The 12,894-nt window shown below is 50.2% G+C and carries 11 protein-coding genes and 1 other annotated feature; all 11 genes read left to right on the top strand.

From position 1 onward, the window contains the following. Window positions 1-46: 46 nt before the first annotated feature. The 11 genes from sigH to rpoC all read left to right on the top strand — a co-directional run bounded on the left by sigH (window position 47) and on the right by rpoC (window position 12,871). Entirely contained in the window at window positions 47-694 is a 648-nt protein-coding gene (gene sigH / locus E6C60_RS18565; RefSeq protein WP_138227162.1) for an RNA polymerase sporulation sigma factor SigH, read from the top strand. A gap of 377 nt (window positions 695-1,071) precedes the next feature. Continuing rightward, complete coding sequence (rpmG, locus tag E6C60_RS18560; protein WP_006212941.1) at window positions 1,072-1,221, top strand: 50S ribosomal protein L33; 150 nt, start codon at window positions 1,072-1,074, stop codon at window positions 1,219-1,221. Window positions 1,222-1,242: 21 nt separating this feature from the next. Then, the gene (gene secE, locus E6C60_RS18555) at window positions 1,243-1,434 is read left to right on the top strand and encodes a preprotein translocase subunit SecE (protein WP_138227161.1); all 192 of its coding nucleotides are present in this window, start codon (window positions 1,243-1,245) and stop codon (window positions 1,432-1,434) included. A 21-nt stretch (window positions 1,435-1,455) separates the two neighbouring features. Beyond that, window positions 1,456-1,989 (top strand): transcription termination/antitermination protein NusG, encoded by a 534-nt coding sequence (nusG, locus tag E6C60_RS18550; protein ID WP_138227160.1) that lies wholly within the window; start codon window positions 1,456-1,458, stop codon window positions 1,987-1,989. A 65-nt stretch (window positions 1,990-2,054) separates the two neighbouring features. Further along, complete coding sequence (gene rplK, locus E6C60_RS18545) at window positions 2,055-2,480, top strand: 50S ribosomal protein L11 (RefSeq protein WP_138227159.1); 426 nt, start codon at window positions 2,055-2,057, stop codon at window positions 2,478-2,480. An 82-nt stretch (window positions 2,481-2,562) separates the two neighbouring features. Beyond that, window positions 2,563-3,255: a 50S ribosomal protein L1 gene (gene rplA / locus E6C60_RS18540; protein ID WP_138227158.1), complete on the top strand. Its 693-nt coding sequence runs from the start codon at window positions 2,563-2,565 to the stop codon at window positions 3,253-3,255. Between the two features lie 68 nt (window positions 3,256-3,323). Next, window positions 3,324-3,481, top strand: a sequence feature (ribosomal protein L10 leader region). Between the two features lie 52 nt (window positions 3,482-3,533). Next, window positions 3,534-4,037, top strand: a complete 504-nt coding sequence (gene rplJ / locus E6C60_RS18535) for a 50S ribosomal protein L10 (protein ID WP_138227157.1) — start codon at window positions 3,534-3,536, stop codon at window positions 4,035-4,037. Window positions 4,038-4,099: 62 nt separating this feature from the next. Then, window positions 4,100-4,462: a 50S ribosomal protein L7/L12 gene (gene rplL, locus E6C60_RS18530; protein ID WP_138227156.1), complete on the top strand. Its 363-nt coding sequence runs from the start codon at window positions 4,100-4,102 to the stop codon at window positions 4,460-4,462. 208 nt (window positions 4,463-4,670) lie between these two features. Then, complete coding sequence (locus tag E6C60_RS18525) at window positions 4,671-5,279, top strand: class I SAM-dependent methyltransferase (RefSeq protein ID WP_138227155.1); 609 nt, start codon at window positions 4,671-4,673, stop codon at window positions 5,277-5,279. A gap of 346 nt (window positions 5,280-5,625) precedes the next feature. Further along, entirely contained in the window at window positions 5,626-9,171 is a 3,546-nt protein-coding gene (gene rpoB / locus E6C60_RS18520; protein WP_138227154.1) for a DNA-directed RNA polymerase subunit beta, read from the top strand. A gap of 88 nt (window positions 9,172-9,259) precedes the next feature. Next, window positions 9,260-12,871 carry a DNA-directed RNA polymerase subunit beta' gene (gene rpoC, locus E6C60_RS18515; protein WP_138227153.1) on the top strand — a complete coding sequence of 1,204 codons (3,612 nt, stop codon included), beginning with the start codon at window positions 9,260-9,262 and terminating at the stop codon, window positions 12,869-12,871. The last annotated feature ends 23 nt before the right edge of the window (window positions 12,872-12,894 follow it).

Below are 12,894 nucleotides of genomic sequence, written 5' to 3'. Positions count from 1 at the left end.
CAAGCGAGTGACGGGCTACCGTGCGTTCCGGGCCGGAGGGATTCTATTGAGTGTCGACCTCAAGGAAGTCATATTATTGTCGAGGTATGATGTTGCTAGTGATGAAGACATTGTCGAGGCGGTCCGTGAAGGTGAAATCGGGGCGTTGGAATATCTGATCAATAAGTACCGGAATTTTGTTCGTGCCAAGGCGCGCTCTTACTTTCTTATCGGCGCCGACCGGGAGGACATCGTTCAGGAAGGCATGATCGGCCTGTACAAGGCTATTCGGGATTTCAAGGGAGACAAGCTGTCCTCATTTAAAGCGTTTGCGGAGCTGTGCATTACACGGCAGATCATTACGGCCATCAAGACGGCTACGCGTCAGAAGCATATTCCCCTGAACTCCTATGTATCCTTGGACAAGCCGATTTATGATGAGGATTCGGACCGGACGCTGCTGGATGTCATTTGCGGCACGGCGGTGTGTGATCCGGAAGAGTTAATTATTAACCAGGAAGAGTTTGTCGGGCTGGAAGACAAGATGTCAGAAATTCTGAGCGACCTTGAACGCAAAGTACTCATGCTCTATTTGGACGGCCGCTCTTATCAGGAAATTGCCGTGGATTTAAGTCGTCATGTTAAGTCGATTGATAACGCCCTTCAGCGTGTAAAGCGGAAGCTGGAGCGATATTTAGAGGTGCGGGATCATTGATTGTGGAAGGGAAGGCTCGGATTCGGGCCTTTTTTTGTTAGTGTGGGCTCTTGCAAAGGTTTCGTCTGGAGCGAGATTGACCATAATGGAAAGTAATGCATCCTTGGGATCAGAGAGAAAAAGGCTTGAAATGGCGAGTTCCATGTGATAAAGTGTTTCAGGTAGGCCTAAATTCGCGTTTTCATGAATGATCGCAGGAGCACCTAAAGCTCTAGCGGTTTATTCAGAATATGAGCAGGTACGGATTTTTTTTATTTGTGCAGGCTTATGTTCCGCGGGAATATTGGTGATCCGTCTTTATTCGGATAGCCGGTATTTCTACTAGGATTAATATCGGTTCTTCTGATGAAGAAGGACGTCTTCGGGAGGTGTACATCATGCGGGTAATTATCACTTTGGCTTGTACAAGCTGCAAACAAAGAAACTACACAACCACCAAAAACAAGCGAAATCACCCCGACCGCATGGAGATGAAGAAATTTTGCAAGTTCTGTAACGAGCAAACTCCTCATCGCGAAACCAGATAGTTTTTTGGAGGTGTAGTCGGCGTGAAACGTGGTTTCAAGTCTCTGTTTTCCTTTTTCTCTGAAAGCTGGGGTGAACTTAAAAAAGTTCGCTGGCCCAATCGTAAAGAATTGACAAACTACACGTTGATCGTTATCGGCACCATTGCGTTTGTCACTGTTTATTTTTGGGTTCTAGACATCGGCATCTCCGCTGTGATCGAAGCGATAATTTAGAAGGGTCCCAGGTGGCTTGATATGGAAAAAAGATGGTACGTAGTTCATACCTACTCTGGGTATGAGAATAAGGTCAAAGCCAATTTGGAAAAACGCGTCGAGTCCATGGGCATGGAGGACAAAATATTCCGCGTTCTTGTTCCGATGGAAGAAGAAGTGGTAGACAAGGACGGTAAGAAGAAGACCGTCATGCGTAAAGTTTACCCGGGATATGTCTTGGTCGAAATGATTCAAACGGATGACTCCTGGTATGTTGTTCGCAACACGCCTGGGGTAACGGGATTTGTCGGATCGACAGGTTCGGGCTCCAAACCCACAGCTTTGCTTCCAGAAGAGGTAGAACAGATTCTGAAGCATATGGGCATGGCAGAACCGAAGCCGAAGATCGAGTTCGACATCAAGGAATCCGTTCGGATCAAGGTAGGTCCTTTTGCGAATTTTGTGGGCTCCGTGGAAGAAATCTTGGTTGAGAAGAGTAAGCTGAAGGTGCACGTCAACATGTTTGGACGGGAAACCCCGCTGGAGTTGGATTATACTCAAGTGGAGAAGATATAAGGTTTCTTGTGGGAGGGCGCTACAAGGCGTCCGAGTACCACTATTGATGCAAGGAGGTGTCTCACATGGCTAAAAAGGTAATCAAGGTTGTTAAACTGCAAATTCCTGCAGGTAAAGCGAATCCAGCTCCTCCAGTAGGTCCGGCATTGGGTCAAGCGGGTGTCAACATCATGGCATTCTGTAAAGAATTCAACGCTCGTACTGCTGATCAGGCTGGCCTCATTATCCCGGTCGAAATCTCGGTATTCGAGGATCGTTCCTTTACATTCATCACCAAAACTCCACCGGCTGCTGTTCTGCTGAAGGTTGCTGCTAAGATCGAAAAAGGATCCGGCGAACCGAACAAGAAGAAGGTTGCAACGGTAAAGCGTGACGCAGTGCGTCAAATCGCGGAGCAAAAGATGGAAGACCTGAACGCTGCATCTGTTGAAGCTGCAATGCTGATGGTTGAAGGTACTGCCCGCAGTATGGGTATTACAGTTGAAGACTAGGTTCTATTGATCTTTACCCCGGACTTGGTCCGGAATATGTGGGAGGACATTCCGCTAATACCACAAAGGAGGAACATTTAACATGGCTAAACATGGTAAGAAATATGCCGAAGCTGCCAAGCTGATTAACAGCGAAGCAACTTACGAGCCTTTGGAAGCCGTTGAACTGGTGAAGAAGGCTGCAACTGCCAAATTCGACGAGACGGTCGAAGCGGCTGTACGTTTGGGCGTTGACCCGCGTAAACAAGACCAGGCTGTCCGCGGTGTTGTAGTCCTGCCTCACGGCACGGGTAAAACACAGCGCGTACTGGTATTTGCAAAAGGTGAAAAAGCGAAGGAAGCCGAAGCGGCTGGCGCTGATTTTGTTGGCGATCAGGACATGATCAACAAAATCCAACAGGGCTGGTTCGAATTCGACGTCTGCGTAGCTACACCTGATATGATGAGTGAAGTAGGTAAATTGGGCCGTCTGCTCGGCGGTAAAGGTCTGATGCCTAACCCTAAAGCCGGAACGGTTACTTTTGATGTTGCCAAGGCTGTTCAAGAAATTAAAGCCGGTAAAATCGAGTATCGTCTGGACAAAGCAGGTCAAATCCACGCGCCAATCGGCAAAGTGTCCTTTGATGCGGCTCAACTGAACGACAACCTGAAAGCTTTGGTTGACGCTCTGAACCGCGCGAAGCCAGCGGCTGCTAAAGGTGTATACCTGAAGAACATCGCGATCTCTTCGACGATGGGACCTAGCGCACGCGTGAGCACAGCTAGTTACAGATAATAATTGCCATTGACTTTTGTCATGGACATTGATATGCTGTAACAGTTGTCATGAAGATGACTTGTTATTACATTCGAATATGCTTACCGTAGACAGTAGGTGCCGTTAGCAGGCTTAATCTCCTACCGAGGTGTTATGATAGAACGTCAACAGCTATGCCGATGATTCGGTATAGGGATGATTCATCAGGCCTTCGTGATTCTACGGAGGCTTTTTTGATGCCCGTAGGATGGGAAGTGTGACTTTCCAGCTAACCATACAATCAGGAGGTGTAAATATTGGCAAACGCAAAAGTGATTCAATCCAAGCAGGAAGCGGTGGACGCGGTTACTTCCAAGCTGCGCGAAAGCGTATCGACCGTTGTAGCGGACTATCGTGGACTGAACGTTGCCCAGGTAACTGAACTGCGTAAGCAGCTTCGTGAAGCCGGCATCGAATTTCAAGTATTGAAGAACACACTGCTTCGTCGTGCGACAGCAGCTGCAGAGCTGACTGAGCTGGACGAAGCGCTGACAGGACCTACCGCGATTGCATTCAGCAAAGATGATGCTGTTGCTGCGGCTAAAATCCTGAATGATTTCGCCAAGAAGAACGACGCATTGAAATTGAAGGGTGCCGTTGTTGAAGGCCGTGTGATCAGCACGGAAGAGATCAAGGCACTGGCAGAGCTTCCTTCTCGCGAAGGTCTCCTCTCCATGCTCCTCAGCGTGCTTCAAGCGCCAGTTCGCAACTTCGCGCTTGCAGTTAAAGCTGTGGCCGAGAAAGAAGAGCAAGGAGCGTAAGCTTCCTGTTCACCTAGCAGTATAAAACCAATAAACCTAATATAAATGGAGGTTCAACCCAAATGAGCAAAGAGCAAATCTTGGAAGCAATTAAAGGTATGTCCGTTCTGGAACTGAACGATCTGGTTAAAGCAATCGAAGAAGAATTCGGCGTAACTGCTGCAGCTCCAGTTGCAGTAGCTGGTGGCGGCGCAGCAGCAGCTGAAGCTGAGCAAACTGAGTTCGACGTAATCCTGAACTCCGCAGGCGCGTCCAAAATCAACGTAATCAAAGTTGTTCGCGAAATCACAGGTCTTGGCCTGAAAGAAGCGAAAGAACTGGTTGACAACGCACCGAAGCCACTGAAAGAAAAAGTATCCAAAGAAGACGCTGAAGCTGTTAAAGCGAAGCTGGAAGAAGCAGGCGCTGCAGTAGAAGTGAAGTAATTCATTTCTCCAAAGCTTGTGATTGAAATGACCAAACCCCTTGAATTTCGGTTCAAGGGGTTTGTTATTATAGGCAGCCACGGGAAGCTGATCCAGCTAGAATATGGCTTGCTGCATTCGGGTATACTGAAACTATGCAGGCATTTTTCGGCCCGAGGGTGCTAAGAGGTTGATAGGATGATTTCGGAAGGTGTGAGAAGGAGAGATTATGCCGAATCAGCATTACTATTCTAACAATCCGGAGTCGGGTCATGATCGGCGAAAGCTGGATGTTGTTCTTCGCGGTACGAAGCTGAGCTTCATCAGTGACGCGGGGGTGTTCTCCAAAGGGGGAATCGATTACGGCAGTAAGGTCTTGATTGAAGCCATGGAATTTCCGGCACAGGCTAAGGTGCTGGATGTGGGCTGCGGCTACGGGCCTATCGGCTTGTCTGCAGCAAAGCTCGCCTCTGCCGGGCATGTCACGATGATAGATGTGAACAGCCGGGCTGTTGAACTGGCGAAGGAGAATGCTGCTCTGAACGGGATTGGCAATGTCACCATCCTGGAGAGTGATTTGTTTTCGTCTATTCAAGGCGAAGCCTTTGATGTCGTGCTGACCAATCCGCCGATCCGTGCAGGCAAAGAAACAGTGCACACTATTTTTGAAGAAGCGTATCGCCATCTTCGGGACGGCGGGGCGCTGTGGATCGTCATTCAGAAGAAGCAGGGCGCTCCATCTGCGAGAGCCAAGCTTGAAAGTCTGTTTCAGCAAGTAGAGGAAGTGACCAAGGATAAGGGATACCGTATCCTCAAGGCCGTTAAAACGACAACATAAATGCAACAAACTGGGCATTGACCCGGCTTGTTCATTGTGGTATTATTATAAAATGTCAGTATTAGGATGGTCTCTTTATCTGTAGTTTGCTGAAATGTCAAGCCTTGACATGGCTAAGGCTGAATAAAGTCAGTCGTGTTGACGTATAATATGTACATTTTGGGCAAATCTACTGGATATGAGATGATTATCATAACCATGGATAAGCTGCTCTTTTTTCGAAACGTCTTCGATAAGGGCTTTTCTCTATTTATGGGAGTATCCTCTGTATGTTCCATTATAGTGTTACAAACAGAGGTTCGCAATGTATTTTTAAAAGTGAGTAGACATGAGGGGTGAGTTTAAGTTGGCAGGACATCTTGTTCAATATGGTCGACGCACTCGGCGAAGTTATGCACGTATTAACGAGGTACTCGAAGTTCCGAACCTGATTGAGATCCAACAAAAATCCTACGAATGGTTTTTGGAGGAAGGACTTCGCGAAATGTTTCAGGACATCTCGCCAATTCAGGACTTTACAGGAAACTTGGTGCTGGAGTTTATTGACTACAGCCTCGGAGAACCGAAATATACCGTCGATGACGCGAAAGAACGCGACGTTACTTATGCGGCGCCGCTCCGCGTAAAGGTTCGTCTCATCAACAAGGAGACAGGAGAAGTCAAGGAGCAGGAAGTGTTCATGGGAGATTTCCCGCTGATGACGGAAACCGGAACATTCATCATTAACGGTGCCGAACGGGTCATTGTCAGCCAGTTGGTTCGCTCTCCCAGCGTCTATTTCAGCACTAAAGTGGACAAAAACGGAAAGAAAACATACACTGCTACCGTTATTCCGAACCGTGGTGCCTGGCTGGAGCTTGAAACGGATGCGAAGGACATCGTTTATGTCCGGATCGACCGTACACGCAAAATTCCAGTGACGGTGCTGCTTCGCGCTCTGGGTTTTGGCACGGATGCCGAAATTCTGGACCTGCTCGGCAATGACGAGTACATTCGCAATACCCTGGATAAAGATAATACAGATTCTACAGAGAAGGCGCTCATTGAGATCTATGAACGTCTCCGTCCAGGCGAACCGCCGACGCTGGAGAATGCAAAGAGCCTGCTCGTCGCACGTTTCTTCGATCCGAAGCGTTATGACCTGGCGAATGTAGGCCGCTATAAGATTAACAAGAAGCTCCATATCAAGAACCGGCTGTTTAACCAGCGTTTGGCTGAAAGTCTGGTTGATACAGAGACGGGTGAAATTATCGCTGAAGCGGGTCAAACCGTGGATCGCCGTCTGCTGGATGAAATCATTCCGTACCTGGAGAACAATGTAGGCTTCAAAACCTATCATGTTGCCGGTGGCGTTATGGAAAGCGATGATATTCCGCTTCAGACTATTGATGTGTTCTCTCCGTTTGAGGACGGCAAGGTCGTTAAGGTTATTGCGAACGGAATTATCGACAAATCCGTAAAGCACATTACTCAAGCGGACATCATTTCTTCGATCAGCTATTTCATTAACCTGCTGCATGGCATCGGCGATACGGATGATATTGACCATCTGGGCAACCGTCGTCTTCGTTCTGTGGGTGAGCTGCTGCAGAATCAATTCCGTATCGGTTTATCCCGTATGGAGCGCGTAGTACGGGAGAGAATGTCCATTCAGGACGCTAGTGTGATTACGCCTCAGGCGCTGATCAACATTCGCCCGGTTATCGCATCGATTAAGGAATTCTTCGGAAGCTCTCAGCTGTCACAGTTTATGGACCAGACGAATCCGCTGGCAGAGCTGACGCATAAGCGTCGTCTGTCTGCACTCGGACCGGGCGGTTTGACTCGGGAACGTGCCGGCTTTGAAGTGCGGGACGTCCATCACAGTCACTACGGCCGGATGTGTCCGATTGAAACACCGGAGGGACCGAACATTGGTCTGATCAACTCCCTTTCGACCTTTGCCCGCATTAACGAGTACGGCTTTATTGAAGCGCCGTATCGCTGGGTAGATCCGAAGACCGGACAAGTGACCACGCAGATTGATTACTTGACCGCGGACGAAGAGGATAACTATGTGGTGGCCCAGGCTAATGCGGAATTGACAGAAGAGAGCAAGTTTAGGGACGATATGGTTATTGTCCGTTACAATAAGCAGTCGGATAACATTTTGCCAATGCCAAGTGAACGTGTAGACTACATGGACGTTTCACCGAAGCAGGTTGTATCTGTTGCGACCGCGCTTATTCCGTTCCTGGAGAACGATGACTCCAACCGCGCACTGATGGGATCGAACATGCAGCGTCAGGCTGTACCTCTGTTGATTCCTAAAGCTCCGCTGGTTGGAACGGGAATGGAACATAAATCCGCGAAGGATTCCGGTGTATGTATTGTATCCAAATACGATGGAATTATTGAGCGTTCGTCTGCGAACGAGATCTGGCTGCGCCGAGTTGAATCGGTAGACGGTCAAGAGGTCAAAGGCGATATCGTTAAGTATAAATTACACAAATTTATGCGTTCGAACCAAGGTACCTGCATTAACCAGCGCCCGATCGTACAACGCGGTGATGTGATCCAGAAGGGTGACATCCTGGCGGACGGTCCATCCACGGAGATGGGTGAACTGGCACTGGGACGTAACGTAGTCGTTGCTTTCATGACCTGGGAAGGCTACAACTATGAGGATGCAATCCTGCTCTCCGAGAAACTCGTGAAAGAGGATGTTTACACATCCATTCATATTGAAGAATATGAGTCTGAAGCACGGGATACGAAGCTCGGTCCGGAAGAGATCACACGGGATATTCCGAACGTCGGGGAAGAAGCACTGAAGAACCTGGATGAGCGCGGTATTATTCGCATCGGAGCAGAAATCAGCGCGGGCGACATTCTCGTTGGTAAAGTAACGCCTAAGGGTGTTACTGAGCTGACAGCAGAGGAACGCCTCCTGCACGCAATCTTTGGTGAGAAGGCTCGTGAAGTCCGTGATACCTCGCTCCGCGTACCGCATGGTAGTGACGGGATTATCGTGGATGTTAAGGTGTTTACTCGCGAGAACGGCGATGAGCTGCCTCCGGGCGTGAATCAGCTGGTGCGCGTGTATATTGCTCAGAAGCGGAAGATCTCGGAAGGCGATAAGATGGCCGGACGCCATGGTAACAAGGGTGTCGTGGCGCGGATTTTGCCGGAAGAGGATATGCCTTTCCTTCCAGACGGCACGCCGGTACAGGTTGTTCTTAACCCGCTGGGGGTACCTTCCCGGATGAACATCGGACAGGTGCTGGAGGTTCACTTGGGTATGGCTGCGCTGCAGCTGGGAATCCATGTCGCGACCCCGGTATTTGACGGTGCCAGCGAGTACGACGTGTTTGATACGATGGAAGAAGCAGGCATGCAGCGCAATGGTAAGACCGTGCTGTATGACGGACGTACGGGAGAGCGCTTTGAGCGCGAGGTTACCGTTGGCGTCATGCACATGATCAAGCTCGCGCACATGGTTGACGATAAGATTCACGCCCGTTCCACGGGTCCTTACTCTCTCGTTACACAGCAGCCGCTGGGTGGTAAAGCTCAGTTCGGCGGTCAGCGTTTCGGGGAGATGGAGGTATGGGCACTGGAAGCCTATGGTGCTGCATATACCCTTCAGGAAATCCTCACCGTCAAGTCCGATGATGTGGTTGGTCGTGTGAAGACTTACGAGTCTATCGTCAAGGGCGAGAATGTACCGGAGCCAGGAGTTCCGGAGTCGTTCAAAGTATTGATCAAGGAGCTTCAGTCCCTCGGTATGGATGTCAAAATCCTGAGCGAGGACGAGCAGGAGATCGAAATGAAAGAGCTGGACGACGAGGATGAGGGCGGCAACGATAAGCTGAGCCTCAACCTGGAAGGTGCGGAAGTCGGAGTAGAATAATTGTCATGCCACCCCGCCGGTGAACAGCCGGCGGTGGTGTTGTGAGTGAAAGCCATATAACTAGGACTAGGTTGAGGAGGGTTGCTCCTTGTTGGATGTTAACAATTTTGAGTACATGAAAATCGGCCTGGCTTCCCCGGAGAAGATTCGTTCTTGGTCCCGAGGTGAAGTCAAGAAGCCGGAAACGATTAACTACCGTACATTGAAGCCGGAGAAGGAAGGCTTGTTCTGCGAACGTATTTTTGGTCCTCAGAAGGACTGGGAATGTCATTGCGGCAAGTATAAGCGCGTCCGTTATAAAGGCGTTGTGTGCGATCGCTGCGGCGTTGAGGTTACTCGCGCGAAGGTTCGCCGCGAACGCATGGGCCATATCGAGCTCGCTGCTCCTGTATCTCATATCTGGTACTTTAAAGGCATTCCGAGCCGGATGGGCCTTGCGCTGGATATGTCTCCACGATCCCTGGAGGAAATTATTTATTTCGCTTCGTATGTCGTGACTGACCCGGGTGATACACCTCTTGAAAGAAAACAGCTGCTGTCCGAGAAGGAATACCGCAGCTACCGTGAGAAGTACGGGTACGGATTCCAGGCTGGTATGGGTGCCGAGGCTGTGAAGAAGCTTCTTCAGGACTTGGACATCGATAAAGAGCTGGAGTTCTTGAAAGAAGAGCTGCGTACCGCTCAAGGGCAGCGCCGCAACCGTGCGATCAAGCGGCTGGAGGTTATTGAGGCCTTCCGTAACTCCGGTAACAATCCGGAGTGGATGGTTATGGATGTGCTTCCGGTCATTCCGCCGGAGCTGCGCCCGATGGTTCAGCTGGACGGTGGACGTTTTGCGACATCGGACCTGAATGATTTGTATCGCCGCGTCATTAACCGGAACAACCGTCTGAAGCGTCTTTTGGACCTGGGTGCGCCGGATATTATCGTTCAGAATGAGAAGCGGATGCTGCAGGAAGCGGTAGACGCCCTTATTGACAACGGACGCCGTGGCCGTCCGGTAACTGGTCCCGGCAACCGTCCTTTGAAATCTCTCAGCCATATGCTGAAGGGTAAGCAGGGCCGTTTCCGTCAGAACCTGCTGGGTAAGCGGGTAGACTACTCCGGCCGTTCGGTTATCGTAGTCGGTCCTTACCTCAAAATGTATCAGTGCGGCCTGCCGAAGAAGATGGCACTGGAGCTGTTCAAGCCTTTTGTGATGAAAGAGCTCGTGAACAAGGGTCTTGCCCACAATATCAAGAGTGCTAAACGCAAGGTAGAACGCGTAAGCCCTGAGGTATGGGACGTTCTTGAAGAAGTTATTAAGGAGCATCCGGTTCTGCTGAACCGTGCCCCAACTCTGCATAGACTCGGAATCCAGGCGTTCGAGCCGATTCTGGTAGAAGGTCATGCAATCCGTCTGCATCCGCTCGTATGTACGGCCTACAACGCCGACTTTGACGGTGACCAGATGGCGGTGCACGTACCGCTTTCGGCGGAAGCTCAAGCAGAGGCACGTTTGCTGATGCTGGCCTCCGGTAACATTTTGAACCCGAAAGACGGCAAGCCAGTCGTGACTCCGTCCCAGGATATGGTTCTCGGCTCCTTCTACCTCACGATGGACAACAAAGAGGAAAAAGGCACCGGCATGATTCTGGGTAGTGTCAACGAAGCAGTGTCCGCTTATCAGCGTGGTGCTGCAGGACTGCATGCACGCGTAGCCATTCCGGTGAAGGCATTGGGCAAAACCAGCTTTACCGACAAGCAGCAGCAGGCTATGCTCGTGACAACGGTCGGGAAGATTATTTTTAACGAAATTTACCCGGCAACCTTCCCTTATATCAACGAACCGACTCGTGAGAACCTGTTCCAGGGCACTCCGGAGAAGTTCTTTGTATATGAAAAAGGCGCTGACATCCAGGAGGTTATTCAGAGCCTGCCAATCAGCGGGGCGGTCGGCAAAGAATACCTGGGTCAAATCATTGCACGCTGCTTCGAGACGTATCATACAACCGAGACCTCTGTGATTTTGGATAAAATCAAACAGCTCGGCTTTACGTATTCCACACGTGCAGGCGTCACTGTCGCAGTATCCGACGTTATTGTACCGGATGAGAAGAACGAGATTCTGAAGGAATCTGATGGTAAGGTCAGCGTCGTTATGAATCAGTACCGCCGTGGTCTGATTACGAATGAAGAGCGCTATGACCGCGTTATTGATATCTGGTCCAAGGCGAAGGATGATATTACCGAAGTGCTCATGAAGTCGATGGACCGCTTCAACTCCATCATGCTCATGGTAGATTCCAAGGCACGGGGTAACAAATCCCAGATCACACAGCTCGGCGGTATGCGCGGTCTGATGGCGAACCCGTCCGGACGAATCATTGAATTGCCGATCAAATCGAACTTCCGTGAAGGTCTGACGGTACTCGAGTACTTCCTGTCCACGCACGGTGCGCGTAAAGGTCTTGCTGATACGGCGCTGCGTACAGCGGATTCCGGTTACCTTACCCGTCGTCTGGTTGACGTGGCCCAGGATGTCATTGTACGTGAAGACGAGTGCAGCACGGATAAAGGCTTCACTGTGAGCCGGATTCAGGACGGTAAGGAAGTAATCGAGGATCTGTATGATCGGATTGAAGGACGTTACTCCTTTGAAACGGTTCGTCATCCGGAAACCGGAGAAATTCTCGTGCACCGTAATGAGCTTATTGACTCCGATAAGGCAGATGCTATCGTAAAAGCTGGTGTCGAGAAGCTTCAAATCCGGTCTATTCTAAGCTGTCGTGCCCGTCACGGCGTCTGCAAAAAATGCTACGGCCGTAACCTGGCTACCGGCAAATTTGTGGAAATTGGCGAAGCTGTCGGTATTATCGCAGCCCAATCCATCGGGGAGCCGGGAACCCAGCTCACGATGCGTACGTTCCATACCGGGGGCGTAGCGGGTGATGATATCACGCAGGGTCTTCCGCGTATTCAGGAGCTGTTTGAGGCCCGGAATCCGAAAGGTCAGGCTACCATCAGTGAGATTGACGGTGTCGTGAAAGAAATCCGTGAAACCAAGGACCGCCGCGAGATTGAGATCCAGGGTGAAGCGGAGACCAAGGTGTATTCTGTCACCTACGGTTCTCGTCTGCGCGTAAGCGAAGGCAAACAAATCGAAGCCGGGGATGAATTGACCGAGGGCTCGATTGACCCTAAAGAAATGCTGCGCATTAAAGGAATCCGAGGCGTGCAGAACTATATCCTTCAGGAAGTTCAGCGCGTATACCGGAACCAGGGCGTAGAAATTAACGATAAGCACGTGGAAGTCATGATCCGCCAGATGCTGCGTAAATTCCGCATTGTTGACGCGGGAGATACCAGCCTGCTTCCAGGCTCCTTCGTGGATCTGCACGAATATGAGTCTGCAAACAAGGTGGCGATCCTGTCGGGTAAAGAGCCGGCAGTGGCGAAGCCGGTGCTGCTCGGTATTACCAAGGCATCTCTGGAGACAGATTCATTCCTGTCCGCGGCCTCCTTCCAGGAGACAACCCGCGTACTGACAGATGCCGCAATCAAGGGTAAAGTTGACCAGCTGCTCGGTCTGAAAGAGAATGTAATCATTGGTAAGCTGATCCCTGCAGGAACAGGTATGAACCGTTACCGCAGTGTGAAGTTTGAAGGCCAGGACGAAGTCTCGGACAACCAAGAGCTGGAAAGTGTAAACGCGGAGTAATCTGCACTGAATAGAATCCAAAG

The sequence above is a fragment of the Paenibacillus algicola genome (genome assembly GCF_005577435.1).
Classification (GTDB): domain Bacteria; phylum Bacillota; class Bacilli; order Paenibacillales; family Paenibacillaceae; genus Paenibacillus_AQ; species Paenibacillus_AQ algicola.
Note: the sequence above shows the minus strand (reverse complement) of the source record. Positions and strands in the feature narration are given on the sequence as shown.

Excerpts from the sequence above, each read along its gene's own strand:
- rplL (WP_138227156.1), top strand. The coding sequence starts at position 4,100 with ATGAGCAAAGAGCAAATCTTGGAAGCAATTAAAGGTATGTCCGTTCTG.
- rplK (WP_138227159.1), top strand. The coding sequence starts at position 2,055 with ATGGCTAAAAAGGTAATCAAGGTTGTTAAACTGCAAATTCCTGCAGGT.
- nusG (WP_138227160.1), top strand. The coding sequence starts at position 1,456 with ATGGAAAAAAGATGGTACGTAGTTCATACCTACTCTGGGTATGAGAAT.
- E6C60_RS18525 (WP_138227155.1), top strand. The coding sequence starts at position 4,671 with ATGCCGAATCAGCATTACTATTCTAACAATCCGGAGTCGGGTCATGAT.
- rplA (WP_138227158.1), top strand. The coding sequence starts at position 2,563 with ATGGCTAAACATGGTAAGAAATATGCCGAAGCTGCCAAGCTGATTAAC.
- rpmG (WP_006212941.1), top strand. The coding sequence starts at position 1,072 with ATGCGGGTAATTATCACTTTGGCTTGTACAAGCTGCAAACAAAGAAAC.